Source organism: Variovorax sp. AC194 (assembly GCF_979257995.1).
Window position 1 is genome coordinate 4,489,957 of record NZ_OZ409823.1, and the last position, 25,500, is coordinate 4,515,456.

The 25,500-nt window shown below is 67.7% G+C and carries 23 protein-coding genes; 8 read left to right on the forward strand and 15 right to left on the reverse strand.

Annotated features, from left to right (window positions below; translation table 11 throughout):
• Positions 1-65: 65 nt before the first annotated feature.
• Positions 66-974 (forward strand): LysR family transcriptional regulator, encoded by a 909-nt coding sequence (locus ACZYRS_RS21380; RefSeq protein WP_463420869.1) that lies wholly within the window; start codon positions 66-68, stop codon positions 972-974.
• Positions 975-1,148: 174 nt separating this feature from the next.
• Entirely contained in the window at positions 1,149-2,315 is a 1,167-nt protein-coding gene (locus ACZYRS_RS21385; protein WP_463420870.1) for a pyridoxal phosphate-dependent aminotransferase, read from the forward strand.
• Between the two features lie 12 nt (positions 2,316-2,327).
• Here the strand turns inward: ACZYRS_RS21385 and ACZYRS_RS21390 are convergent, their stop codons facing one another.
• From ACZYRS_RS21390 to ACZYRS_RS21400, 3 genes are all read right to left on the reverse strand, one after another.
• Positions 2,328-3,383, reverse strand: a complete 1,056-nt coding sequence (locus tag ACZYRS_RS21390) for a DUF4241 domain-containing protein (protein WP_463420871.1) — start codon at positions 3,381-3,383, stop codon at positions 2,328-2,330.
• 75 nt (positions 3,384-3,458) lie between these two features.
• A complete protein-coding gene (locus ACZYRS_RS21395) occupies positions 3,459-4,097 on the reverse strand; it encodes a 3-oxoacid CoA-transferase subunit B (RefSeq protein WP_013540817.1) in 639 nt (212 codons plus the stop codon).
• A gap of 1 nt (position 4,098) precedes the next feature.
• Positions 4,099-4,920, reverse strand: coding sequence for a CoA transferase subunit A (locus ACZYRS_RS21400; protein ID WP_463420872.1), 822 nt, complete (start codon positions 4,918-4,920; stop codon positions 4,099-4,101).
• A 104-nt stretch (positions 4,921-5,024) separates the two neighbouring features.
• On the opposite strand from ACZYRS_RS21400, the gene ACZYRS_RS21405 reads away from it, so the two are divergent.
• The 3 genes from ACZYRS_RS21405 to ACZYRS_RS21415 all read left to right on the forward strand — a co-directional run bounded on the left by ACZYRS_RS21405 (position 5,025) and on the right by ACZYRS_RS21415 (position 6,809).
• On the forward strand, positions 5,025-5,591 hold the full coding sequence (locus ACZYRS_RS21405; RefSeq protein WP_198784507.1) for a LuxR C-terminal-related transcriptional regulator: 567 nt from the start codon (positions 5,025-5,027) through the stop codon (positions 5,589-5,591).
• 174 nt (positions 5,592-5,765) lie between these two features.
• Positions 5,766-6,539: an alpha/beta fold hydrolase gene (locus tag ACZYRS_RS21410; RefSeq protein ID WP_463420873.1), complete on the forward strand. Its 774-nt coding sequence runs from the start codon at positions 5,766-5,768 to the stop codon at positions 6,537-6,539.
• 123 nt (positions 6,540-6,662) lie between these two features.
• Positions 6,663-6,809: a hypothetical protein gene (locus ACZYRS_RS21415; protein WP_177224783.1), complete on the forward strand. Its 147-nt coding sequence runs from the start codon at positions 6,663-6,665 to the stop codon at positions 6,807-6,809.
• 9 nt (positions 6,810-6,818) lie between these two features.
• On the opposite strand, the gene ACZYRS_RS21420 is transcribed toward ACZYRS_RS21415, so the two are convergent.
• From ACZYRS_RS21420 to ACZYRS_RS21470, 11 genes are all read right to left on the reverse strand, one after another.
• Entirely contained in the window at positions 6,819-7,199 is a 381-nt protein-coding gene (locus tag ACZYRS_RS21420) for a VOC family protein (protein ID WP_463420874.1), read from the reverse strand.
• Positions 7,200-7,238: 39 nt separating this feature from the next.
• Complete coding sequence (locus tag ACZYRS_RS21425; protein WP_463420875.1) at positions 7,239-8,024, reverse strand: CorA family divalent cation transporter; 786 nt, start codon at positions 8,022-8,024, stop codon at positions 7,239-7,241.
• A complete protein-coding gene (locus ACZYRS_RS21430) occupies positions 8,024-8,758 on the reverse strand; it encodes a phospholipase D-like domain-containing protein (protein ID WP_463420876.1) in 735 nt (244 codons plus the stop codon). Before ACZYRS_RS21430 ends, ACZYRS_RS21425 begins: the two co-directional genes overlap by 1 nt.
• Positions 8,759-8,761: 3 nt before the next feature.
• Positions 8,762-14,023, reverse strand: coding sequence for a DNA repair ATPase (locus ACZYRS_RS21435; protein ID WP_463420877.1), 5,262 nt, complete (start codon positions 14,021-14,023; stop codon positions 8,762-8,764).
• Between the two features lie 12 nt (positions 14,024-14,035).
• A complete protein-coding gene (locus ACZYRS_RS21440; RefSeq protein ID WP_198784513.1) occupies positions 14,036-14,581 on the reverse strand; it encodes a zf-TFIIB domain-containing protein in 546 nt (181 codons plus the stop codon).
• Positions 14,578-16,764, reverse strand: coding sequence for a flotillin family protein (locus tag ACZYRS_RS21445; RefSeq protein ID WP_463420878.1), 2,187 nt, complete (start codon positions 16,762-16,764; stop codon positions 14,578-14,580). Before ACZYRS_RS21445 ends, ACZYRS_RS21440 begins: the two co-directional genes overlap by 4 nt.
• Before the next feature lie 52 nt (positions 16,765-16,816).
• A complete protein-coding gene (locus ACZYRS_RS21450) occupies positions 16,817-17,461 on the reverse strand; it encodes a ubiquinone biosynthesis protein (protein ID WP_463420879.1) in 645 nt (214 codons plus the stop codon).
• A gap of 36 nt (positions 17,462-17,497) precedes the next feature.
• On the reverse strand, positions 17,498-17,875 hold the full coding sequence (locus ACZYRS_RS21455; protein WP_463420880.1) for a hypothetical protein: 378 nt from the start codon (positions 17,873-17,875) through the stop codon (positions 17,498-17,500).
• Complete coding sequence (locus ACZYRS_RS21460; protein ID WP_463420881.1) at positions 17,872-18,585, reverse strand: PspA/IM30 family protein; 714 nt, start codon at positions 18,583-18,585, stop codon at positions 17,872-17,874. Before ACZYRS_RS21460 ends, ACZYRS_RS21455 begins: the two co-directional genes overlap by 4 nt.
• Positions 18,586-18,598: 13 nt before the next feature.
• Positions 18,599-19,015 (reverse strand): YjfI family protein, encoded by a 417-nt coding sequence (locus ACZYRS_RS21465; protein ID WP_198784518.1) that lies wholly within the window; start codon positions 19,013-19,015, stop codon positions 18,599-18,601.
• A gap of 141 nt (positions 19,016-19,156) precedes the next feature.
• Entirely contained in the window at positions 19,157-20,101 is a 945-nt protein-coding gene (locus ACZYRS_RS21470; protein WP_463420882.1) for a LysR family transcriptional regulator, read from the reverse strand.
• Positions 20,102-20,208: 107 nt separating this feature from the next.
• On the opposite strand from ACZYRS_RS21470, the gene ACZYRS_RS21475 reads away from it, so the two are divergent.
• The 3 genes from ACZYRS_RS21475 (at position 20,209) to ACZYRS_RS21485 (ending at position 24,456) form a co-directional block, all read left to right on the forward strand.
• Positions 20,209-21,735, forward strand: coding sequence for a CoA-acylating methylmalonate-semialdehyde dehydrogenase (locus ACZYRS_RS21475; protein ID WP_463420883.1), 1,527 nt, complete (start codon positions 20,209-20,211; stop codon positions 21,733-21,735).
• Positions 21,736-21,834: 99 nt separating this feature from the next.
• A complete protein-coding gene (locus ACZYRS_RS21480; protein ID WP_463420884.1) occupies positions 21,835-22,686 on the forward strand; it encodes a class I SAM-dependent methyltransferase in 852 nt (283 codons plus the stop codon).
• A gap of 171 nt (positions 22,687-22,857) precedes the next feature.
• A complete protein-coding gene (locus tag ACZYRS_RS21485) occupies positions 22,858-24,456 on the forward strand; it encodes an OpgD/OpgG family glucan biosynthesis protein (protein ID WP_463420885.1) in 1,599 nt (532 codons plus the stop codon).
• Between the two features lie 24 nt (positions 24,457-24,480).
• On the opposite strand, the gene ACZYRS_RS21490 is transcribed toward ACZYRS_RS21485, so the two are convergent.
• A complete protein-coding gene (locus tag ACZYRS_RS21490) occupies positions 24,481-25,398 on the reverse strand; it encodes a LysR family transcriptional regulator (RefSeq protein WP_463420886.1) in 918 nt (305 codons plus the stop codon).
• Between the last annotated feature and the right edge of the window lie 102 nt (positions 25,399-25,500).

A 25,500-nucleotide genomic window follows, 5' to 3' on the forward strand; every position in this document is an offset into this window, starting at 1 on the left:
ATGCGCCACGGCTTTGCAAAAATGCAGAGCCTTTGCGACGCATCGCTATGGAGACACGCGAGCACATGGACTGGGACAACCTGCGCTACTTCCTGGAGCTGGCCCGCTCCGGCACGCTGATGAGCGCGGCGCGCCGGCTCGAGGTGGACCACACCACGGTCGCGCGGCGCATCCAGTCGCTCGAAAAGGAAGTCGGCGCCCCGCTCTTCTCGCGCGAATCGGGCGGCCACCGGCTCACCGAGGCGGGCCGCCGGCTGCAGCCGCAGGTCGAGGCGATGGAGAGCGCCTTCCAGGCCGTGGAGAGCACCGCGCCGGCTTCGCAAGAAGGCCTCTCGGGCCTCGTGCGCATCGGCGCGACCGAGGGCTTCGGCACGGTCGTGCTGGCGCCGCAACTCGCGCTCTTCGCGTCGCAGCACCCCAAGCTCACCATCGACCTGCTCGCGATGCCGCGGCTGGTGCACCTGTCGCGGCGCGAGGCCGACATCGTGATCTCGCTGGAGCGCCCGGCGCGCGGGCCGGTGGTGGTGAGCAAGCTCACGGACTACACGCTGCGGCTCTACGCGTCAAAGCAGTACCTCGCCGCGCACAAGCCCATCAAGACGCGCGAGGACCTGCGCGGCCACACCTTCATCAGCTACGTGGACGACCTGCTGTTCAGCAAGGAGCTGCAGTACCTGGACGAGCTGCACCGGCCCGACACCTTCGCGCTGCGCAGCACCAGCGTGCTGGCGCAGCACAGCGCGGTGGCGGCGGGTGCAGGCATCGCGGTGCTGCCGGCCTTCATCGCGGAGAAAGACAGCGCGCTGAAGCCGGTGCTGCGAGGCCAGGCAAATTTCACACGCTCGTTCTGGATGTCTATGCCGGCCGAGACCAAGCACTTGGCACGCATGCAGGCCGTGTGGGAATTCCTCCGCGAGACTGCGGCGGCGCAGCGGCTATTCCTTTTGCCTGACGGCGCGGCAGAGACAAAATGACCGACCTCGCGCTCCTAGCAGGAGTTAGATGGAAGACAACAGTCAAGGAATCCTTGACGGTTCAAAGCAAGGGCCTGCCGGACGCTTGGAGCGGAAGCGAAGCAGGGTTGAGCACCATGATGGGATTGCTGAAATCCCGATAAGCCTCGCTTGTCCACAAACCAGGAGACACGCATGCCACGTCATCGCCCCACACGGCTCGAACACATCGCAGGCATCGGCGTCGACCGCATGGGCGCCATCGCGGACGATGCGGACGGCCCGCCCTTTCTCCGGCTCGAGAACCTCGACGTCGACATCCCGCCCGACCCCGAAGCCATCGCGCGCACCGTGCGCGCCGCCTCGGAGGATTCGGACAACAGCTACCTGCCCTTCGTCGGCCAGTCGCGTTTGCGCGAAGTTGCCGCGCGCCACGTGTCGGCGCTCTCGGGCGTGGAGTACGGCCCGCGCCATTGCGTGATCTCCGCGGGTGGGCTCTCGGGCATCCTCAATGCGCTGCTCGCGACCGTCGAGGTGGGCGACGAGGTGCTGGTGACCGATCCGACCTACGCGGGCCTGCTCAACCGCATCCGCCTCGCGGGCGGCACGCCGAAGTACGCGCCCTTCCAGTTCACGCCCGGCGGCGAATGGAAGCTCGACCGCGCGGCGCTGCAGACCGCCATCGGGCCGCGCGTGCGCGTGATGCTGCTGATGTCGCCGTCGATGCCGACGGGCGGCTATTTCGATGAGGACGACTGGCGCGCCATCGCCGCGCTGTGCGTGCAGCACGACCTGACGCTGATCCTCGACACGGCCATGGAGCGCCTGCTCTACGACGGCCGCCAGGTGATTCACCCGGCGGGCCTTCCCGGCATGGCCGAGCGCACGATCACCGTGGGCTCGTCGGCCAAGGAGCTGCGCATGATCGGCTGGCGCGTGGGCTGGACCGTCGCGCCGGAGAGCTACATGCCCGATCTCGTGGCCGTGTCGCTTGCCAATGTGGTCGTTCCTGTGGGCATCGCGCAGGACGCGGTGGCGACGGCGCTGGAACAGTCCGCGCACACGCTCGCGCCGTATGTGGCCGAACTGGAACGCCGGCGCGACACGGTGCTGGATGAACTCAAGGGCCTGCCGGTCGGCGTTCCGGCCGGTGGCTGGTCGCTGCTGCTGCGGACCAGTGATTTCGGCATCGACGGGCAGACGCTGTCGGAACGGCTTTTGAAGGCGCGCGTCTGCGCGACCGCGATGAAGGGCTGGGGCGAAACGCACGGCGCGCAGTACCTGCGCTTCGTGTTCTCCAACGAGCCCGTCGAGCGGCTGCGCGGGCTCGGCGACAAGGTGCGCGCCGCGCTGGGCGCCTGAGCGCCTGGTCGCTCAGGAGAAAAGGCGCTCCAGGAATCCGGGCTTCGCCGCTGGCGCCGCGGCTTTTTCCAGCAGCTCGATGAGCCCTTCGACGCGCGGCTTCTTGAGCCGGCGCGCGTAGTCGATGTAGCTCTCTTCCTTGTCCATGCTGTAGAACTGCGGCGGCATCGGCAGGCCTTGCGCCGCGGCCAGCAGCACGCGCAGCGCGTCGAGCCGGTTCATGCGGATGGCGCTCGTGATCGCGGTCTCGCCGAACGAGGGAATGATCTCGTTGGGCTTGGCGAGCCCCGCGTCGAGCAGGGTCTTGATCGCCGCGGCATCGCCTTCGACCGCCGCCGCGCCCAGCGCCTCGAGCGCGGCGCGTTTCTCCGGCGAAAGGCTGGCCTTGTAGGCGTCGCTGCGCTTGTCGTCTTCGTCGCGCGCGTCGCCGCCGGTCATCGTCATGAAGTCGGTCACCAGCGCCACGGGCTCGCCCGCCGCATCGAGCGCCCAGTAGCTCGGGTAGCTGCCGTCGCCCCAGCCGGAGCGAAAGATCACCATGTTGCTCGCCGAGCCCAGGCCGAGCGGGTAGTGGTCGACAACGTCGGTATCGCCCATCTCGCCGTCGAGCACATCGTCGTAGTAGTTGCTGAAATCGGGATTCTCGGCTTCGCGCTTGTCGCGTTCGGCCATGGCGATTGCGGCGTCCGGGTCCATGAAGCAGCCGAGGCCGGCGTCGACCGGGTAACCGTAGAACTCGTCGTCGCCCAGCGTGTCGAGCGTCTCTCCTTCGATCAGCGCCATCTGCCAGGTCAGGTCGGCGGCACGCACGCTGTCGCGGTCGCGCAGCCACAGCACGGCGAGCGCGTGCCGGCCTTTGTCGTGCAGCACCTCGACGGGAAACGCGCCGCGCGCCTCGAGTTCGCGTGCGAAGGGTTGGCGCTCGGGCTGCACCAGCGGATCGCAGGCCACGATGCGGCCGCTCGTGATGTTCGCGGCGCCGCAAGGCAGACGCTGCAGATGGACGGCGCGAAGTGCCTCGTCGCCGAGAACGATGGTGCGCAGGTTGTCGATGTCGAGATAAGCCATGCGCGCAGTTTCTCATTGCGCCATGACGAAGGGCCGCAGAAGCGGCCCTTGTCGATGTCGGATGCGGCCGATCGTTTACTGGATCAGCTTGGCACCCGTCTTCGCCTGCAGCGCATCGAAGCTCACGCCCGGCGCGAGCTCGACGACCTTCAGGCCTTCGGGCACCACGTCCATCACCGCGAGGTCGGTGATGATGCGGTCGACCACGCCCACGCCGGTCAGCGGCAGTGTGCACTTCTCGAGGATCTTGAAGTCCTCGGTGCCGTCCTTCTTCTTGGCCACGTGCTCCATCAGCACGATCACGCGCTTGACGCCGGCCACCAGGTCCATCGCGCCGCCCATGCCCTTGACCATCTTGCCGGGGATCATCCAGTTGGCGAGATCGCCTTCGGTGCTCACCTGCATCGCGCCGAGGATAGAGAGGTTGATCTTGCCGCCGCGGATCATCGCGAAGCTGTCGTGGCTGCCGAAGATGGCTGAGCCGGGGATGGTGGTCACGGTCTGCTTGCCGGCGTTGATGAGGTCGGCGTCGACGTTGTCTTCCGTGGGAAAGGCGCCGATGCCCAGCATGCCGTTCTCGCTCTGCAGCCACACTTCCTTGGTGCCGGTGTGGTTGGCCACCAGCGTCGGGATGCCGATGCCCAGGTTCACGTAGAAGCCGTCTTCGAGTTCTTGCGCGGCACGGGCCGCCATCTGGTCTTGGGTCCAGGGCATCTCAGGCTCCTTCTTTCTTGTTGACTGGCACGGTGGGCACGGTGGGCACGGGCACTTCGCTGCCGGCCGCAGCCTGCGCAATGACGGCCTGGGCCTCGACCTTGGCGGCGGCCGCATCGACCGGCGCCGCGGCGCTCACGGTGCGCTTCTCGATGCGCTTCTCGGGCGTGGCGTTCAGCACGATGCGGTGCACGTAGATGCCCGGCAGATGGATGTCGTCGGGGGCGAGCTCGCCCACTTCGACGATCTTCTCGACCTCGACGATGCAGATCTTGCCGGCCATGGCCGCGGCCGGGTTGAAGTTGCGCGCCGTGAGACGGAAGCGCAGGTTGCCCGACTTGTCGGCCACGTCGGCCTTCACCAGCGCCACGTCGGGCACCAGCGAACGCTCCATGACGTAGGTCTCGCCGTCGAACTCGCGCAGCTCCTTGCCCTCGGCCACTTGCGTGCCCACGCCGGTCTTGGTGAAGAAGGCCGGGATGCCCGCGCCGCCCGCGCGCAGCTTTTCGGCCAGCGTGCCCTGCGGCGTGAATTCGAGGGCCAGTTCGCCCGCGAGGTACTGGCGCTCGAACTCCTTGTTCTCGCCCACGTACGACGCGATCATCTTCTTGATCTGGCGCGTCTCGAGCAGCTTGCCCAGGCCGAAGCCGTCGACGCCCGCGTTGTTCGAGATGACGGTGAGGTTCTGTGCGCCGGAGTCCTTCAGCGCCTCGATCAGCGCCTCGGGAATGCCGCAAAGGCCGAAGCCGCCGACCGCGAGCATCTGCCCGTCGGCCACGACCCCCTTGAGTGCCGCTTCTGCGGAGGGATAAATCTTGTTCACTCGGGCTCCTTGATGGAATGGTGAGAGTGGGTGGGTGGTTGGGTGGGAAGCCGTCAACGATACTACGTACCCGCATACGTAGTATTTCGTAATGGTGACCCCCGATGCCCGAGATCGATTACAGGCTGGCGTTTGAGCATGCACCCGTGGGCATGGTGGTCTCGAGCAACCGCACCATCGTGGCCTGCAACCTGCGGGTGTGCGAGATCTTCGGCGCAACGCCCTCCGCGCTGGTGGGGCATTCGTTCAGCATCCTGTACCCGAGCGTGGCCGAGTTCGAGCGCATCGGCAAGCGCATGGAGCCGTTTCTGAACGCCAACGGCAACTACGCCGACAACCGCATGATGAAGCGCCTGGGCGGCCTGCACGGGGCGATGGCCGGCGAGACCTTCTGGTGCCACGTCACCGGCCACGCGATGAACCGCGACGCGCCGCACGAGGCCGGCATCTGGACCTTCGAAGACCTGGGCTCGCGCCGCGCGGTGAAGGCCGAGCTCACGCCGCGCGAGCGCGAGGTGGCCGCGCAGGTGATGCGGGGACTGACCTCCAAGGAGATCGGCAAGGCGCTGGGCATCAGCCACCGCACGGTGGAGCTGCACCGGGCGCGGCTGATGCGCAAGTACGCGGCGGCGACGACCGCGGAGCTGGTGCAGAAGCTCATCGCGGGCTAGCTTCGCGCGGCGAGCCGGACCCGCGCGTCCGGCCTTCATGTTTCGTCTGTAATCCACGCCCGCTTCATCTGCATCGAAGCCTGGCCGGACGCAATTCGCGCGGAACGCACGGCGCGGAGAGTACGGGACATCGACTCCCCCTTCACCACTCTCTCCGCACAAGGACCCAGACCCATGAACCGCCGCTCCTTCTCCGCCGCCATCGTCGCAGGCGTTGCCGCATCCACCCTCTCCACCCGCGGCCTCGCGCAGACGCTCGCGCCGGGCGTGCGCAACGTGGTGCTGGTGCATGGTGCCTACGCCGACGGCTCGTGCTGGTCCGACGTGATCGGGCGGCTGCAACAGGCGGGCCTGAAGGCCACCGCGGTGCAGAACCCGCTGACCTCGCTGGCCGACGACGTGGAGGCCACGCGGCGCATCCTGGCCTTGCAGGACGGCCCGACGGTGCTGGTGGGCCATTCATGGGCCGGCACGGTGATCAGCGAGGCCGGTGTCGACCCTAAGGTGTCGGCGCTGGTCTACGTGGCCGCGCGCGCGCCCGATGCCGGCGAGGACTACGGCGCGCTCGCCGTCAGGTTTCCCACGCCGCCGGCCAGCGCCGGCCTGGTCAAGGCGAACGGCTTTGCGCAGCTGGGCGAAGAGGCGTTCCTGCGCGACTTCGCGGGCGATCTCGATCCGGCCAGGGCGCGCGTGCTGTACGCCGTTCAGGGCCGCATTTCCGACACGCTTTTCGCCTCGCGCACCACGCAGGCGGCATGGCGCACCAAGCCCTCGTGGTACGCGGTTTCCACCCAGGACCGGACCACTTCGCCCGAGCTGGAGCGCTTTCTCGCGCAGCGCATGAAGGCGAAGACGATCGAGGTCGAGTCGAGCCATCTTTCGTTGATTTCGCATCCGGACCGGATCGCCAACCTGATCCTGGAGGCGGCGGGAAGTTCCAGGGCCTGAACGCCCGATCGTTGCGAAAACGGAAACGCCGCATCGTCGAAAGCGCCGTGTCGTTCCTTTCCCGGAGGCCTATCTTCGAACCCATGCGAACAAGCCGTTCGCAGCCACCCAGGAGTATTTGATATGTCCACAGCCCTTCATTCCGAAAAGAACCTCCTTCAGCAAACCAGGCTGTCGGTCGCCCAGGTCCATGCCATCGCCACGCACCGCCTGCCGGTGACCCTGACGCTGGCAGCGATCATCCTGTCGGTGCTCGGGGTCAAGGCGTAGCCGGGGATTTCAGGGCGCGAGCTCTGAAATCTCGATGAGGTTCAGGTCGGGGTCGCGCACATAGACCGAGCGGATGCGCGAGGTGGCGCCCGTGCGCATCACGGGCCCTTCGATGATCGCCACGCCCTTCTCGCCCAATCGTTCGATGACCGCTTCGAGCGGCACGCTGGCGATGAAGCACAGGTCCAGTGAGCCGGGCGTGGGCACGTCGGCCTTCGGCTCGAACTCGTGGCCCTTCACGTGCAGGTTGATCTTCTGGTGGCCGAAGCGGAAGGCCTTGCGCCCGGCGCCGAAGCTCTCCAGCGTCATGCCCAGCGCATCGACGTAGAAGCGCACGCAGGCCTCTTCGTTGGCGGTGGTGAGCACCAGGTGATCCAGGTGGTCGATCATGGGTTCTCCTTGAGTCCTTGGGGGGGCGCGCGCCCCAGCCTACTTCTTCCCGAGCGTGGAGGCGGGCTTTGCCGCAGCCCGAGGCAGCACCGGTGGCGCCACCGGCGCCTTGACCCAACTGCGCAGCATCACGCCCAGCCAGATGCCGGCCGCGAAGATCACCCAGTACACCCAGCCCGGCAGGTTCTCCGCGCCGCTGTGCAGGTTCATGCCGAAGGCCGCGCCAATGGCCATCAGCGGAAAGGTCAGTGCCGCGATGGTGTTGAGCTTGTGCTGCGCACGGTTCATTTCCATGGCCGAGCGCGCCTGCGCCTCCGCGGCGTGCGCGAGGCGGTAGTCCAGCGACATGCGCGTGTCCGCCAGCAGCAGTTCGAAGCCGCGCGAGATCTCGACCGCGAGGTCGCGCAGGTCGACGAGCATCACGTCGTCCTTGACGGCGTCGCGGGCGGCCTGCAGGGTGTCTTGCATGTTCCGCGCGGCACGGGTGAGTGGCATCAGCGGGCCGAGGATCTGGAACAGGTCTTCCGAGGTTTCCGCCGCCTGGTGACGGATCTCGAAGGTGCTGAAGGCCGCGCGATAGCTCTCCAGCAGCTTGGCGAGCGCGCGTTCGCCGGGGTTGTTGCCCTTGTGCAGCCACGCCCCGTCGGGCTTGCGCAGGAACACCGTGGGCTTGCGCTCGGCGCCGGTGCCGGTGGGCGGCTCGTGCAGGATCACCATGAGGTGCCCCTGCTCGTGGATGATGCGCTGCGCGCCGTAGGTGGTGCCGCCCAGCCGCTGCTGCATCTCGGGAGGCAGCTCCCAGTCGTAGTCGATTCGTCTTGCCATCAGTCGGCCTGCAGTTCTTTCCACAAGGTGTCGAATTCGTCCGCGAAGCGGCGAACGAGCGTCGGGTCGTTGCTCAGGATCACGTTCTCCTCGTTGTAGTCGCAGGCGCTGCGCGTCCAGTTGTAGCTGCCGTTGATGAGCCGCGCGCCGTCGAAGATGGCGAACTTGTGGTGCATGTGCGCCTCGGTGCGGTCCACCGCGACCGGAATGCCGGCCGCGCGCAACTGGCCGACGTCGCTGCCGCGGTCGAACTCCTTGTCGTTGTCGGTGATGAAGCGCACCGCCACGCCGCGCCGCTGTGCGGCCAGCACCTCGGCGGTGATGCGGTCGTCCGACAGCGTGAAGACGCACAGGTCCACCGAGCGCTTCGCGGCCTTCAGCTGCTGGTTGATCGCCTGCAGGCAGCCCGTGCCCGGGCTGAAGAAGGCCTGCGAGCGCACCGCCACCGCGTCGGGCGAGCGGCCGGTGTCGATCGCGCGCACCACGCCTTCGAGCCACCTGAGGAGCGACAGCTGCTCGGGGTCGGCCGTGCGTGCGCGCACCAGGTCGAAGGCGCGGTTGCGCAGCTGGCGCAAGCCGTCTTCGGGCGGCGAGGCTTCGCGCAGCGTATGGACCAGCACGCGGCGCTCGTCGTCGCTCAGGCGCGCATCGGCCAGGGTGGCATCGAGCTGCGCGAGCAGTTCGGGCAAGGCTGCCTGCGGCTCGTCGGCAACGGAGGAAAAAGGGGTGGGCATGTCTCAGTGCTCCTTGTCGGGTTTGGGCGGTGGCGCGCGCTTGGGTGCCGCGCGGCTCGCCTGCACTTCGGCGGCCAGCCGCTCCATGTCCTGCCTGATCGAGCGGTCGAGTTCGAGCCGGCGTTCGGTGGCGGTCACCAGCGGCAGAATCAGCTCGCGGTAGGTCACCGCGATCTGCAGCATCGCGTCGGCCAGGCGCTGGCCTTCGCTCGGCCCTTCGGCCACCGGTGTGGGCGCGGGCACCGGCTTGAGCGCATCGACCGCGCGCGCCACGTCGAGCATGCTGCTGGCAATGCGCTGGCTGCCGTCCACATCGGCGCCGCCGAGCTTGCGCTGCCGCACGAACTCCTCGCAGATGACGGTCCAGCGCGCGCTTTCTTCCGGCGTCGGGCTGCCCAGCAGTTGCGCGAGACGCAGCAGGTTTTCTTCCGCGCCGGTGGTCAGCGTCTGCGCCTCGCCGCGGTAGTGGTCGCGCAGGAGCGCATCGAGCTCGTCGTCGCGCATGAGCGGCGTGATCTTGCCCGCCAGCTTGGTCATGTTGCGGTAGCTGCCCTGCAGCTTGAACGGCGGTGCGGCGCGGTAGGCCTCCTGCTGCGCGGCCGATTCGATGTACGCGAGGTTCACCTTCAGCAGCAGGTCGCGCGCGCGGAACAGGCGCTGCAGCAGCGCCTTGATCTCCTCCAGCTCGACCGCGCTGTAGGCGTGCGAGAGCGCGCTGCTGGGCACGTCGTGGCCCTGCGCCATCTTCACCAGCAGCTGCACGTCCTTCGGGTCGCGCGAGGCCAGCGGCATGAGCGTGGGGTTGGAGGTCAGGCTGTTCTCGATGTAGGAAAGCGCGAACGCCGCCTCGCGGCCCGAGAGCACGTCACCCAGGTTGTAGATGTCGGCGCGGTTGGCCAGCATGTCCGGGATCTTGAAGACGTCGCCCGACTCGGTGTAGGGGTTGCCCGCCATCACGATCGCGAAGCGCTTGCCGCGCATGTCGTAGCTGCGCGGCTCGCCGTTCCACACGCCCTCGATGCGGCGCGTGCCGTCGGCCAGCGCAATGAACTTCTGCAAGAACTCGGGGCTCGTGTGCTGGATGTCGTCCAGGTACAGCATCACGTTGCTGCCCATTGCCAGACCGAGGTTGAGCTTTTCCAGCTCCTGCCTTGCCGCGCTGTTGGGCGCGTTGGCCGGGTCGATGGCCGTGACGCCGTGGCCGAGCGCCGGGCAGTTGATGCGCACGAAGATGAGGCCCAGCCGATCGGCCACGTACTCCATCAGCGTCGTCTTGCCGTAGCCGGGCGGCGAGATCAGCAGCAGGAGGCCCATGCGGTCGGTGCGGCTGCCCTCGCCCGCCGAGCCGATCTGCTTGGCGAGGTTGTCGCCGATGATGGGCAGGTAGAGCTCGTCGATCAGCTGGTTGCGCACGAACGTGGAGAGCGGCTTGGCCTGGAACTGGCCGAGCTTCAGGCGCGCCTTCTCGCGTTCGAGCAGCGCGTGGCGCAGGCTCTGCAGCGCCTCGTAGCCCGGCACCGCGTGCATGGTGTGGAAGAGGAACCGGCGCCAGAAGTCGTTGAGGTTCAGCGTGATGCGGCCGTCGGCCACGCGCGGATGCTCGCCGCGCAGCCCCTCGACCGTGCGGTCGAGCGCCGCATTGACGCGGGTGCGTTGCAGCGGAATGGCCAGCACGCTGGCTGCGTCGTCCACCCAGTCGACCGATTGCGGCGCCTGATGCACGGCATAGGCGCGCACCCAGTCGCGCGCGAGGCGCCAGCGCTCGGCGGGCGGTGCGGCATCCAGGTCGTGCTGCCAGGCGTCGCGCCGGCCGCCGCGCTCCAGCTCGCGCAGCAGCGCGGCCGCAAGGTCTTCGCCCGCGCCCGAGACGGCCCAGGTTTCGCCGCCGCGCTCGCCGGCCAGCTCGCGCACGAGGTAGGCGGCGGCCTGGTCGCACAGCGTGGACACGCGGCCCTGGTGGGCATCGCGCTCTTCCTCGCTCGCGGCCTCGGCCAGCGGCAGCATGTCGGGCACCACGTCGTGCGCGAAGTGGGTCAGGGCGCGCGCCGTGTCGGCTTCGAGTTGCTCCAGCGCATCGCGCCGGCCGAACAGCGTCTGCATCTGCATCGCGGCGCGCGCGCGGCGCAGCAGCGATTCGCGGTGCGCGATCAGGTGCCCGTGCTGCCAGTAGAGCAAGGCCAGCGCGCGTTCGGTCGGGCCCCAGGCCAGCAGGCCCGCCTGGTCCTGCATCGCGACGAGCGCGCCCAGCAGGCGCAGGGCGTCGTCGTCGTGGATGCCCTTCTGGTAGCCCTCCTGATAGCGTGCCGCGGCGAAGCGGCGGACCATGTCGAGCAGTTGCGGATGCAGCGGGTCTTCGGCCAGCAGCGTGCGCACGTCGGCCCAGTTGCGCTCGGCCTTGCCGTCGAGCAGCGCTTCCAGCAAGCGGCCCGCGAGGTATTCGGCGCGCGAGAGCTCCGCTGTCTCCGACACCAGCGACTGGTTCCAGTAGCGTTGCAGCGGCAGCAGCCGGGGCTCGTCCACGGGGCTCTGGTAGTCGGTGCCCGTCACCTGGTAGGCCATGCCCTCGTCGCGCGCCACCAGCGTCAGGTCGACCGGCTGGCGGTGCACGGTGAAAGCATGGCGGCCCAGGCGCAGCGTGTCGCCGCCCTCGCTCACCAGCTCGCGCTTGTCGCGGATGGAGCGCAGCGCCTGGTCGCGCGCGGTCTTCAGGCGCGTGTCGAGTTCGTCGGCCGGCACCGCGGCGCCCAGCGTGCGCAGGTCGGCAATCAGCGTGCGCAGCTTGCCGATCATCGGGTCGGCCGCGAAGTAGCTGTGGACCTGCGTGAGGTCGGCCAGCTGCGCGATGCGGCGCGGAATGCCATCCAGGATGCGACCCGCCGCATCGACCACGCCTTGCGCGCGGCGCTGGCGGGCTTCCACCAGGCTCTGGCGGCGCGCGGAGAGCGCCTCGTACACGGTCTCGCGCTTCTCGGCGATGTCGGCCAAAAAGTCTTCCTGCTCGGCGAAGCGGCCTTCGATTTCCTCGAGCTGGGCCAGCAGGCGCGTGAGCGCGTCGTCGCACTTTTCGGGCGTGTCGGCGAATTCCAGCGCGTTTTCCACCGCCTGGCTGAAGAGCTTGAACTGCGCGCCGAACTCCGCGCGCGCCTCGGTCGCGCCCAGCGACTTGCGCCGCACGCGCGCATCGGCGCGCATGCGGTTGATGTCCGCGTAGATGAGCGAGATGCGGTCCAGGATCGAGGTGCGGATCACCGCATCGCCGCCCGGAAGGCTCCCCAACTGCTCGGTCAGCAGATCCAGGCCCGCGGCCTGCTCGTCGAGCGTCGCGAGCATCTGCCCGAGCGCGGGCGACGTGGCCAGGTTGGGCAGCTCGAGCGCGAGCTTGTCCAGCGCCTGGCGCTGGCCGTTGAAGGCGGTGTCGGCCGCCAGGAACTGCATCGCGCGCTCGCCGATGCGCTGCTGTTCGACCTCGAGCGCGGCGTCCATCGCGGCGATGCGCGGCAGGTCGGCGTAGCGCAGCTCCTTGAGCATCTGCAGCGCGCCGCGGCGCTCCCGCAGGCGTGCGAGCGCCTTCACGAAATCGTCGGGCGCGCGCCAGATGGTGCTGGCGATATCGACCAGCAGCGCATGCTGCGCGTCTTCGGCCCGGGCCAGTGCGCGCGCGGTTTCGCGCCGGATGGTGTCGACCTTCTCGAACTCGGCCAGCGTGCTGCGCGCCACGTCGGCGATGCTGCGCAGCTCCGCCATGAGGCCGGCGGCCTCGGGCGCGTCGAGCCAGAAGTAGGCGTCGCTCACGCGGGTGCATTGGCGAATGAGGTCTTCGTAGGCGGCGCGCGTGGGCGCCTGCTCCCGCACCGCGCGGGCGATGCCCATCAGGTCGCTCACGCCGCGCACCAGCTCGGCGTTGCCGATCTTGCCGAAGAAGCCGGTGGCGGGCGGCTGCGCGCTCACATGCTCCTCGCTGGCGAACGGTGTCTGCCACAGCTGCATCGGGTGCACGCGCGTCGGCTCGCCGTCGTTGTCGTGGAACACCAGGATGCGGCCGTCCGCAAAACGCGCGTAGCCGTTGGCGATGATCGGCGTGGCGAGCTTCTTGTCGATCAGGTTGTAGTTGAAGAGCGCATAGCGCCCCGGCTTCGGGTCGTAGAACACATAGGCCACGTCCTCGCCGTTGGGCGAGCGCAGCATGCGCTTGAAGCGCAGATGCTCCACCACTTCGGCCGGCAGGTCGAAGCGCTTGTACTCGCCCGACTGCAGGTAGTACCCACCCGGAAAAATGATGCCGTGGTCTTCGGGCAGCTGCACGCAGGAGCCGCCGATGGCGTCGATGCGCTCGACCTGCTGCGTGCGGATGTTGAACACCAGGTAGCGCGTGACCTGCTCGCGGTAAGGCTTCACGCGCAAGAGGATCAGCATGCCCAGCTTGGCCCACGCGATTTCGGCGTCGGTGAGCGACTGGCTCTTGTCCTCCACCGGTTCGCTGTAGATGCCCAGACCCGTCTCGGTGTTGTTCTCGATCTTGATCGTGAGGTCGCCGCCCAGCGTTTCGACGAACACCGTGTCCAGCACGTTCACATGCGGATGCTTGCCGCCCACGTGGTCTTCGCGCGTGGCGACGGTCCATTCGAAATCGTGGCTCGCGGGCAGCGCGATGTCGCGCTCGCCCCGGTTGTCGATGTACTGGATGCTGCCGTCGCGCTCGATGGCCCAGCGGAACACGCGCACGTCGTGCAGCTGCTGGCCGATCTGGAACGAGGCGAGCAGCTTGTCCTGCGTCACGCGCAGCTGCAGCAGCGTGGCCTGCTTGTAGTAGGCGTAGAGCTCGCGAAAGTCCGAGGTGAAGCGCGTGTCTTCCAGGAAGGTGCCGGCCAGCGGCACGGGCTGCAGCTCGTCGTTCTCGGTGGCGGCTTCGCCCGGCGATGCGAGCCGGTAGAGGCCGAACACGTCGCCCACGGCCGTCTCCTTGCGCAGGCCGATGAATACGTTGTAGCCGAACAGCAGCAAGTCGCCGATGCGCACGATGTCGCGCGCCACGGCGTTGTTCTCGGTGCGCGCGCGGGTGCGCAGGATCAGCGTCTGGTCGGAGCGGCCGAACTCGGCCAGGCGCTGCTCGTTGAGCGCCTGGGTCTTCCTGAGCAGGCCCTCGCCCTGGGTTTCGAGCCGCTTTTTCAGCAGGTCGTAGCTGCCGCTGCCCGAGACCAGGGCTTCGGTCGCATCGGTCGGCGTCTGGGCGCCCGGTGGCGCACCGGTTTCGTCGGTGGGTTGCATGGATCGGCGCGGTCAGTCCGCGCGAAGCAGTGCGAGCAGTTCGTCGCGGTGAGGCTGGGTGTCGAGCCAGGCGCGGATGCGGTCCAGCTCGTCGATGCAGTCGTTGCCGTAGCGGCGGCGCAGCGCGGCCAGTCGCGCTTCGCGCACCTCCTCGGTCTGCAGGCGGCGCTGCCATCCGTCGGACAGCAGCTCGTCAAGCCGGCCCGCGAGGCCGCGGCTCACGATGGCGCGCCACTCGCCCGCGTCGAACCACAGGTTCTGGCAGGCCACGCAGCGGTCGATGCGAAAATCGGGCCCGGCGCTCACGCGCAGGCGCTGCATCAGCCGGTCGCACTCGGGGCAGTGGCGCACGGCGGCGATGTCGAACACCTCGATCACTTCGTCGTCGACCTCATGCGGCACGCGCTTCGGGTCGGCCGCCTTCCAGGCGCGCCAGTCGTCCATGGCCATCACCATGCCGCTGCAATCGGCGCACTGCACGCCCAGCAGCGCTTCGGCCAGCGCCACCGGCTGCATCGCTGCGTGCCCGGTGCAACTGCACTTCAGGTTGGGGTTCATTGCACGTTCCCGTTCAACGGACGGAAAGTGGAAATGAGGTTCTGCAGCGCCGACTTCTGCTTGTCGGTGCCATCGGCGGCGATGCGGCTCATCAGCGAGGCGACGCTCAGGTTCTGGATCTCGCCCGACGAATTGCCCAGCGCGCCGACGATGTCGCGCAGGTCCTTCACCACGTCGCGTTCGCCCGAGAGCTGGTCCTTGAAGGCGACCTGCACCGCCTGGCTCTTGGAGATGACGCCGTCGATGCCCTTGCCCACCGAGAGCGAGCGCACGAAGCTGTCGAAGTAGTCGCCCGAGCCGCCCACGATGTCGATCTTGGCGTTGGCCAGCGCGGTGCCCAGCACATCGGCCTGTTCCTTGGCGATGGAGGTCTGCGCGTCGATGCCCTTCATGGTCTCGATGTGCGACTTTTCCAGGCGCATGCGGAACTCTTCGTGGTCGCGGGTCTCGGGGCTCATCGACTTCATGGCCTCGAACTTCTCGTGCAGGCCCTTGGCCTCGGCATTGAAGCGGGCTTCGATCACCTGCGCATCGGCCTGGCCGGACTTGAGCGTGGCTTCGGCATCGGCCGTGCGCACGGCCACGTCGGCAAGGCCGAGCTTTTCCTTGCCCGAGGCCTCGGCGTCGAACTTGGCGCGCATGCCGGCGGCTTCGGCCTGCGAGCGCGCCTCGATCACCTGCGCGTCGGCCTGGCCGGCCTTGAGGATGGCGTCGGCATCGGCCTGGCGCACGTGCACGTCGGCCAAGCCCAGCTTTTCCTTGCCCGAGGCTTCGGCCTCGAAGGTGGCCAGGCGCGCCTGCGCGGTGGCGATCTCGACCTTGGCAGCCGCCAGGCCCGGCGCGGCGGACAGGGCCTCCATGCCCTCGGCCTCGCGCTTCTTCGATTCGGCGTCGCGCTCGGCCACCTTGAGCTTGGCATCGGCCAGCGTCAGCTCTTCGGCCGCCTTGTGGCGGGCGCGCTTTTCCTGCGTTTCGGCCGCCTTCACGTCGATCACCATCTTCTCGTCGGCCTGGCCCTCGGCCATGATCACGACCGACTTCTTGGTGCGCTCGGCCTCGGCCACCACGCGCAGTTCCTTGATGGCTTCTTCCTGCTCGGCCACGGTGCGCTCGACCACGATGCGCTCGCGGATCACGTCGGCAATGGCCTTCTTCTGCACTTCGACGGCCTTGTCCTTCTCGATGCGCTGCAGCGTCACTTCCTTCTCGCGGTCGACGATTTCCAGGTCGCGGGCACGCGTGACTTTTTCTTCCTCGACGGCCACCGCGCGCTTGCGGTTGTTCTCGGCCACTTCCTTTTCGCGTTGCACGTTCTCTTGCTGCACGGCCACGGTCTGCTCCGAGAGCAGGCGCGCGGTTTCGGACTTGGTGCGCTCTTCGGACTGGATCTTGGAGGTCTCGGCTTCCTCGCGCGCACGCACGCTGGCGATCTCGCGGTGCTGGCGCGAGGTGGCGTCGGCCTGCTGGCGCTCGAGTTCGAGCAGCGCCTCCTGCGTCTCGACGTTCTTCTTCTTGATCTGCATTTCCTCGTTGCGGCGCAGCTCGTTGGTGCGCACATGCTCGACCGCCGTGAGTTCGGTGATCTTCTTGATGCCTTGCGCATCGAGGATGTTGTTGGCGTCCAGCTCCGACAGCGGCGTCTGCTCCAGGTAGTCGATGGCCGCGTCCTCGAGCACATAGCCCGAGAGGTCGTTGCCGATCTGGCTGATGATCTGGTCGCGAAAGCCGTCGCGCGCCTGGTAGAGGTCCACGAAGTCCATCGACTTGCCCACCGTCTTGAGCGCTTCGGAGAACTTGGCGGAGAACAATTCCTCGAGCGTCTCGTGGTTGGAGGCCCGCGCGCAGCCGATGCCCTGCGCCACCTTCAGCACGTCGTCGGCGGTCTTGTTCACGCGCACGAAGAACTTCACCTTGATGTCCGCGCGGATGTTGTCGCGGCAGATGAGGCCTTCGTTGCCCGAGCGGTCGATCTCGATGGTCTTGACCGAGATGTCCATCAGCTCGGCCTTGTGGATGATCGGGTAGACCATGCGCCCGGTGAAGGTCACCTCGGGCTCGGCGCGCAGCGTGTTCACGATGAGTGCGTGGCCCTGTTCGATCTTGCGATAGAACTTGGCGAACATCGCGAACAGGCCGAGGATGACCACGGCCAGTATGACCACGGCAAAGATGATGGGCTCCATTTTTTCTCCAGATTTGCTTTGAGAGCGGACGAACAGTAAGGGATGCGCGTGATCAGACGATGTCTTCGTGCGCGGCGATGAGGTAGCGCCCGGCCACCCCGTCGTATTCGAGGATCAGCGCGTGCGAGCCGCGCGTGAGCGTGTTGGGCGTGGGTGCCCAGACGCGGATGTTGAGGCTCGCGCCGCGGCGCGAGATTTCGGCGCGGCCGTCTTTCTCGTTCACCACGCCGGTGACCACGCGGCAGGCCTGGCCGACCAGCGCCGCGTTGCTCACGGCCGTGTGGCTCACGAAGAGACCGCGCAGCGGCCGGATGGCGATGGCCGTGACCGGAATGGCGATGGCGGCGCTCGCCACCAGCAGCACCGTGCCGGCCACGAGCTGGAGCAGCATCGTCGGCACCAGCGGCAGGAGCCATTCGCCGCCGAGGCACGAGACGGTCCACGCGACGAGCACCAGCAGGCTCACGGCTACCGAGAACGGCACGCCGTTCAGCCCGAAGGCGACGACGTAGCTCGCGAGCTGGCCCACATCGCTGGTGTCCCCGTCGGCATGCGTGTGCAGGTCGACGTCGATGCCGCTGTGTTCGATGTCGACCATGCCGAGCACCGCGAGCACCCAATAGATCACCACGACGCTCAGCAGCACCGTGTAGATCGCGGTGGGGTACCCCGTCACCGCATCCATGAAATTGCCCATTGATCCCTCCCGCGAGCGGGTTTGTTGTTCGTTGTTCTACTTGCGGCCCGGCTTCCCCAAGCCGGCACCCTTCTTCCCACTGCTTGCACCACTTGCACCACTTGCAAATGCGATCAGGTCGCGCGTGGCCCTCTCCTTGATGGCCAGCCGGTCGTCGGCGGCCAGGCCGTAGCGGCTGGCCAGGAATTCGTAGTCTGCCCCACTGAGCGAGACCGTCAGGCGCGGTCGCTTGGGCCTGGACGTGGTCGCCAGGCCCAGCACCTGGCGGATCTGGTCGGAGGTGGACACATGCTGCGCAAAAGCCGCGGTGCGCACCGCCTCCAGCACGGCCTCCTCCACGTCGAACGCCACCTGGACGGCGCGTATCGCCTCGTCCGAGCCCTGCCAGCGAACCGGCTTGACCCGCACGTTCATTCGGAGGCGGTCCCGCCCGGGTTGGCCTGGCGGGCGCGGATGCGTTCCATTACCTTGCCGGTGCGGTCGACGTCGCTGCCGATGCCGGCGGCGGCCAGCTTCTTCTCGAGCGCCTGGTGGCCCAGTTCGTTCTCCAGCGCCTGGCTGGCCGTCATGCGGTCGGCCAGGTCTTCGTGGCGGGCGCGGATGCGTTCGAGCGACTCGCGCGCATTGGCCAGGCGCGAGCCGCCGCTGCCGATGTTCTCGGAGATGGACTGCGTGGCGCGGTAGACGCTCTCGGTGGTCTTGGCGATGCCGATCTCGCGCTCGTGCTCGCGGATGCGCGCCTCGGCCGACTTGATCAGCTCCTTCAGCTTGGCGACCTGCAGTGCATACGAAGCATGGGCCTTGGCCTGCTCCTCCAGCTCCTGTTCGATGGTGCCGACCTTGGCCGCCACGTCGAGCGCGAGGCCTTCCTGCGTCTTGTTGAGCGCCTCCACCGCGAGGCCTTCGTAGCGCGCGATTTCGTTCTTCAGGCGCTCGATCTCGCGGGCCGACTGCATCTCCTTGGCCATCACGCCGGCGAGGTCGCCCTTGGCCTTCTCGATGCTGTGCTTGGCGTCGACGATTTCCTGCTCGTAGATGCGCGTGGCGTTGCTGTCGACCACGCTCTCGCCGATTTCGCGCGCGCTGCCACGCAGCAGGGTGACAAGCTTCTTGATGACGGTCATGGGGATCTTTCGCTTAATTCAGGAATTCGGACAGGGCGTCCAACGCATCGAGCGCGTTGTCGCTGAGCACGGCCACCTCGCGTGCGATGTCTTCCACGCGCGCATTGCGCCCGAGCGCACCGGTGAGCACGTAGCGGCCATCCACGCGACCGAAGGACGACAGCGGCACGGACGGGTTCAGGTCGAGCAGCGATTCGAGCAGCTCGGTGCGGCGCTCGGGCCTCACTTCATCTTCCGTCCAGAGGTAGCAAATGCAGATGATCTGCATGTCGGAACTCGTCACGAAGATCGGCAACTCATCGCGCCCCTCGATGCTCACCTGGACCACGGGCGTGCTGCCCGGAATGGGCTGCAGCTGCACCGGCAGCCCACCCATTGCGGCGCCCGTCAGCGCATCGAGGCCCTTGAGTTGATCGAGCAGTGATTGCATACCTCTCCTTGTGGTTGCGTACCGTTGGAAGCGAGCGGTGCTTCGATGGGTTCACTATAGGTGTCGCGACATAACATGTCAAAAAATTTCTTTTTTCACAGCCATGACTTTCGGCACTGGTGCGATTCATGGCCCGCCGATTCAAGCCACCTGGAACCCCGCCTTCAGCGCCTCGCGCAAGTGCTCGACGAACAAGGTCACGGCCCGCGGTATGTGCAGCGAGTACGGGCGGATGGCGTAGATCTCTTCGGCGAAAGCCCCCGTCGGCCGCCACTCGGGCAGCACCTCCACGAGCTTGCCCGCCTGCAGCCCGGCTTGCGCGCTGAAGTCCGGCAGCAGCGCAATACCCAGGCCAGCTTGCGCGGCGTCGCGAAGCGCCTCGCTGTTGTTGGCCGCCAGCGGTCCGTCGATGGGCACGGTCATGCGCTCGGCCTGGCGCGCGCGGCCGGCGCGCCGCTCGAACGACCACACGTTCGTCTCCTGCCCGCGCGGATAGTGCAGGCAGTCGTGCGCGGTCAGCATGTGCGGCGTGAGCGGCGTGCCCTTGCGGCGCAGGTACGCGCGGCTCGCCACCAGCACCGAGCGCGTGGCGCACAGCCGCCAGGCCACATGCGTGTCGGGCGGCGCGGACGCGTGCCGGATCGCCAGGTCGAAGCCCTCCATCGCCAGTGAACTGAGCCGGTCCGAGAACTCCATCTCGATGCGGATCGACGGATGGGCCAGCAGAAAGTCGGTCAGCCGCGGCAACAGTTGCTGCCGCCCCAGCGCCACCGGCACGGTGACCCGGATCAGGCCGCGCGGCTCGCCGGCCAGGTCCCGCGCATTGAGGAAACTGTGCGCGATCTGCTCGAAGGGCTCGCGGGTCTGGTCCACCAGGCGCTGGCCGGCCTCGGTGAGCCGCATGCTGCGCGTGGTCCGCCGCACCAGGGTGACGCCGACCGCGCGCTCCAGCTCGGTGATGCGCTGGCTCATCGCGGCCTTGCTCACGCCCAGCCGGGCGGCCGCGGCGGTGTAGCTGCCCTGCTGGCCGAGCACGATCAGCCAGTGCAGATGGGCCCAGAGCGACTCGGCTTTTTTCGTGTCCATGGTTTCATTGTTCAGTTTGGCGAATAAACAATTCAGCGCTGGAGTATAGGCAGGCACCCTTCGCCTTCCTAGACTTGGCGCTTCCCCCAACCTCCCAGGACCTCCCCGTGACCGCTGCAAGCTCCAAGCCCGGATTGATCGCCCACTACATCGCAGGCCAGCATGCGGCCGGCGAATCGAGCCGCACGCAGGACGTGACCAATCCCGCGACCGGCGCCGTCACCGGCAAGGTCGCCCTGGGCGCCATCGCCGATGTGAACGCCGCCGTCGCGGCCGCCCGTGCGGCCTTCCCGGCCTGGGCCGACACGCCGCCGATCCGCCGGGCGCGCGTGATGTTCAAGTTCCTGCAGCTTCTCAACGAGCACAAGGACGAGCTCGCCCACCTCATCACCGCCGAGCACGGCAAGGTCTTCACCGACGCGCAGGGCGAGGTCTCGCGCGGCATCGACATCGTCGAATTCGCCTGCGGCATTCCGCAGTTGCTCAAGGGCGACTTCACCGACCAGGTGAGCACCGGCATCGACAACTGGACGCTGCGCCAGCCCCTGGGCGTGGTCGCCGGCATCACGCCCTTCAACTTCCCGGTGATGGTGCCGATGTGGATGTTCCCGGTGGCCATCGCCGCGGGCAACACCTTCGTTCTCAAGCCCAGCCCGACCGATCCGAGCCCGTCGCTGCGCATCGCCGAGCTGTTCAAGGAAGCGGGCCTTCCCGACGGCGTGTTCAACGTCGTGCAGGGCGACAAGGTCGCGGTCGATGCACTCATCGAGCACCCCGACGTCAAGGCCGTGAGCTTCGTCGGCTCCACGCCCATTGCCAACTACATCTACGAAACGGGCGCCCGGCACGGCAAGCGCGTACAGGCCCTGGGCGGCGCGAAGAACCACATGGTGGTCATGCCCGACGCCGACATCGACCAGACGGTGGATGCGCTGATCGGCGCGGGCTACGGCTCGGCCGGCGAGCGCTGCATGGCGATCAGCGTCGCGGTGCTGGTGGGCGACGTGGCCGACAAGATCGTTCCCAAGCTCATCGAGCGCACCCGGACGCTCAAGGTCCTGAACGGCACCAACCTCGCGGCCGAGATGGGCCCGATCGTCACGCGCGCGGCGCACGAGCGCATCACCGGCTACATCGCGCAGGGCGAGAAGGAAGGCGCCAAGCTCCTGGTCGATGGCCGCTCGTTCGACGGCAGCAAGGCCGGCGAGGGCTGCGGCGATGGCTTCTGGATGGGCGGCACCCTGTTCGACCACGTCACGCCCGAGATGCGCATCTACAAGGAAGAAATCTTCGGCCCGGTGCTCAGCTGCGTGCGCGTGGCCAACTTCAAGGACGCCGTGGACCTCGTCAACGACCACGAGTTCGGCAACGGCGTGAGCTGCTTCACCCGCGACGGCAACGTGGCGCGCGAGTTCAGCCGCCGCATCCAGGTGGGCATGGTGGGCATCAACGTGCCGATCCCGGTGCCGATGGCCTGGCACGGTTTCGGCGGCTGGAAGAAGAGCCTGTTCGGCGACATGCACGCCTACGGCGAGGAAGGCGTGCGCTTCTACACCAAGCAGAAGTCGATCATGCAGCGCTGGCCCGAGAGCACGCCCAAGGGCGCCGAGTTCGTGATGCCGACAGCCAAGTAAAGACTTGACGGCCACCTGACCGGGTGGCTGTACAAAAGACTGACTTGCCCGGGCGCGCGGGAGCCGCGAGACTTTGCGCATGATCTCGCTCCTGCATTCATGACGACCAGCAAGCTCGCTCGGCGCCTGTCGGCCGTTCCCTCCACCTTGCGGATTCCCCTGGCCGCGCGCGCGTCCGGCGACGCCATCTTTCCGCAGGTGGCCGTGCGGGACGCCTATGCCGCGGCCATCCTGGAGAAGATCCGCGACGACGGGCAGGCCCTGCCCGAAGACCGGGCGACCATCTACGGCATCCTGGCGCGCACGCGCCGCTTTCGCAGCCTCGCGCAGGATTTTCTGAAACGGCATCCCGGCGCGCGCGTGGTGAACATGGGCTGCGGCCTGAGTCATTACTTCCAGTGGCTGGACGACGACAAGTCGCGCATGACCGATGCCGACCTGCCCGAGGTGCTCGCGCTGCGCCGCGAACTCATCCCCGAGACCCATCCGCGCCACGACGTGCGCGAGCTCGACCTCACCTCGCCCGACTGGTGGGACCAGCTGGGCCTGCCGAAGAAGCGCAACGCGCAGCCGGTCTTCCTCTTCACCGAGGGCGTGTTCATGTACCTCAAGCCCGAGGCCGTCGAGGCCGTGCTCGCCGCCTTCGGCGAGCGGGCGCCCGCGGGCTCGGTGCTGGCCTTCGACGCCATGTGCTGGATCGCCACCGGGCGCGCCCGCAACCATCCGTCGGTGCGGCCGACGGGCGCGGAGTTTCTGTGGGGCCTGCGCCGCCCCGCGGACCTGACCGAGCCGCACCAGCGCCTGCGGCTGGACGGCACCTACCGCGTGATGGAGGGCTTCGGCCTCGCCGCCACGCTGTTCGGCCCGGTGTTCCGGATGGTCTTCGGCGTGCCGCTCTATGCGGTGTATGCGCTTGGCACGGTGGACATGCTGAAGGTCGCCGATACATAAACGCACAATTTTTCGAATCGGCGGCTTTGTCCGGCCTGCATTGCGCGGAATGGCTGACGCGGGGTGTCCTGGCAGATGCGGCAAGCTTGCGGCTGCTTCCATCGCGGAAAATCATTCCGCGCCTCGCCCCGTTTTCCCTTCCCCCAAAGAACCGAAACCCTCAAGAAACACATGCTTGATCGCCGATCCTTCCTTGCCGCAGGTGGTGCCGCCGCCGCACTCGCCGCCCTTGGACTGCCCGAAGAGGCGCTGGCCGCCAACGGCCTGCAACTGAGCCAGCCGGCGCCCTTCTCGTTCGATCGGCTCGTCGCACAGGCCAAGCGCCTGGCCGCGCAGCCTTACGTCGCCGCCACGCCGCTCGCCCCCGACGTGCTCGAGAAGATCGATTACGACGCGCACGGCAAGATCAAGTTCGACCCCGCCAACGCGCTCTTTCGCGAAGGTCCCGGCGCGTTTCCGGTCACCTTTTTCCACCTGGGCCGCTTCTTCCAGACTCCGGTGCGCATGCACGTGCTGGAGAACTCCGACGGCGATGCCTTCGCCCGCGAAGTGCTCTACAGCCCCGACTACTTCTCGATGCCGCCCGACAGCCCCGCGCGGGCGCTCCCGTCCGGCGCGGGCTTCGCGGGCTTTCGCCTGCAAGAGAGCCGCCTGGGCGACCAGGGCAAGCTCGACTGGCAGAAGAACGACTGGGTCGCCTTTCTCGGCGCCTCGTACTTCCGCGCGATCGGCGAGCTCTACCAGTACGGCCTCTCGGCGCGCGGCCTCGCGCTCGACGTGGCGGTGCCGGACAAGCCCGAGGAATTCCCCACCTTCACCCGCTTCTATTTCGAGACGCCGGCCGCGAACAACACCACCTCGATGACCGTCTACGCGTTGCTCGAAGGGCCGAGCGTGACGGGCGTCTTCAAGTTCGTGATGCAGCGCGGCAAGGCGGTGATCATGGACATCGACTCGCGCCTGTTCCTGCGCCGCGACGTCGCGCGCCTGGGCCTCGTGCCGCTCACCTCGATGTACTGGTACTCCGAGACCATCAAGCCCACCGCCATCGACTGGCGCCCCGAGGTGCACGACTCCGACGGCCTGGCGATCTGGAACGGCGCGGGCGAGCGCATCTGGCGCCCGCTCAACAACCCCGCGCAGACACGCGCCTCCGCCTTCGCCGACACGAAACCGCGCGGCTTCGGCCTCTTGCAGCGCGACCGCTCGTTCGACCACTACCAGGACGGCGTGAACTACGAGAAGCGCCCGAGCCTGTGGATCGAGCCGCTGGGCGACTGGGGCGAAGGCTCGGTGCAGCTCATCGAGATTCCCACCGACGACGAGATCCACGACAACGTCGTCGCCTTCTGGGTGCCCAAGGCCGATGCGAAGGCGGGCGCGAGCTACAGCCTGCAGTACCGCCTGCACTGGACCGACCAGGAGCCCTTTCCCTCGCCGCTCGCGCGCTGCGTGGCCACGCGCATCGGACGCGGCGGCCAGCCGGGCCAGCCGAGGCCGCAGGGCGTGCGCAAGTTCATGGTCGAGTTCATCGGCCAGCCGCTGACCACCGTGCCCTTCGGCGTGAAGCCCGAGCTGGTCCTCACGGCGCCGCGCGGCAAGTTCTCATACGTCTTCGCCGAGGCCGTGCCCAACGGCGTGCCGGGCCACTGGCGCGCGCAGTTCGACTTCACGCCCGAAGGCAACGAGCCGATCGACATGCGCCTGTACCTGAAGAACGGCGACCAGACGCTCACCGAGACCTGGCTGTACCAGTACCAGCCGGCGTGATGCTGGCGCGATGTTGCGGGCGCCTCAGCGCCTGCTCGCGTCGTTGTAAGGCGCGAAGAGTTCCACCGCCCAATCGACGAACACCCGCAGCTTGGCGCTCAGGTGCCGGTTGGTCGGGTACACCACATGCAGCGGATAGGTCGGCGGCGCCCAGGCCTGCAGCACCTCGACCAGCGCGCCGCTCGCCAGGTACGGCGCGGCCATCACGTCGAAGGTCTGCGCCACGCCCATGCCGGTGAGCACGGCCGTGAGGTGCGCGGTGCTCTCGTTCACGCCGACCACGGTGTGGCCGTGGATCTCGATGCGCTCGTCCCCATGCGCATAGCGCAGTGGAATCGGCCGATTGCTCAGCGACGAGAAATAGCCCACCACCCGGTGCGTGCCGTCGCCCAGGTTCGCGGGCGTCGCCGGGATGCCGTGGCGCGCGAGGTACGCGGGCGTGGCGCAGGTCACGAAGCGCAGGTTCGCGATGCGGCGCGCCACCAGCGACTGGTCCACCAGTTCGCCGGCGCGGATGACGCAGTCCACCGCATCGCCCACGAGGTTCACCGGCCTGTCGCTCACGCCGATCTCCAGTTCGATCTCCGGATAGCGCGCGTGGAACGCAGGCAACTGCGGAATCAGGATCATGTTGGCGAACGAAGAGCCCACATCCACCCGCAGCCGCCCACGCGGATTGGCCTGCGCGTTGGTGAGGTCCGATTCGATGTCTTCCAGTTCGGCCAGCACGCGCGCGGTGCGCTCGTAATACGCCGCGCCTTCGGGCGTGACCGTCACGCGCCGCGTCGTGCGCTGCAGCAGCTTCACGCGCAGGTGCGTCTCCAGCTGCTGCACCATCTTCGTCACGGTGGGCTTGGGCAGTTGCAGCGAGTCGGCCGCGCGGGTGAAGGTGCCGGCCTCGACCACCCGGGCGAAGACGCGCATGGCGGTGATCTGGTCCATCGCCGGATTATTAGTGATTCGGAAATAAACAAGTCACGCGCGGCACCTTGGTCTCGGAGGGAGTCGCGCCCAAACTTCCTTCCATCGTCAACGCTGCTTCGC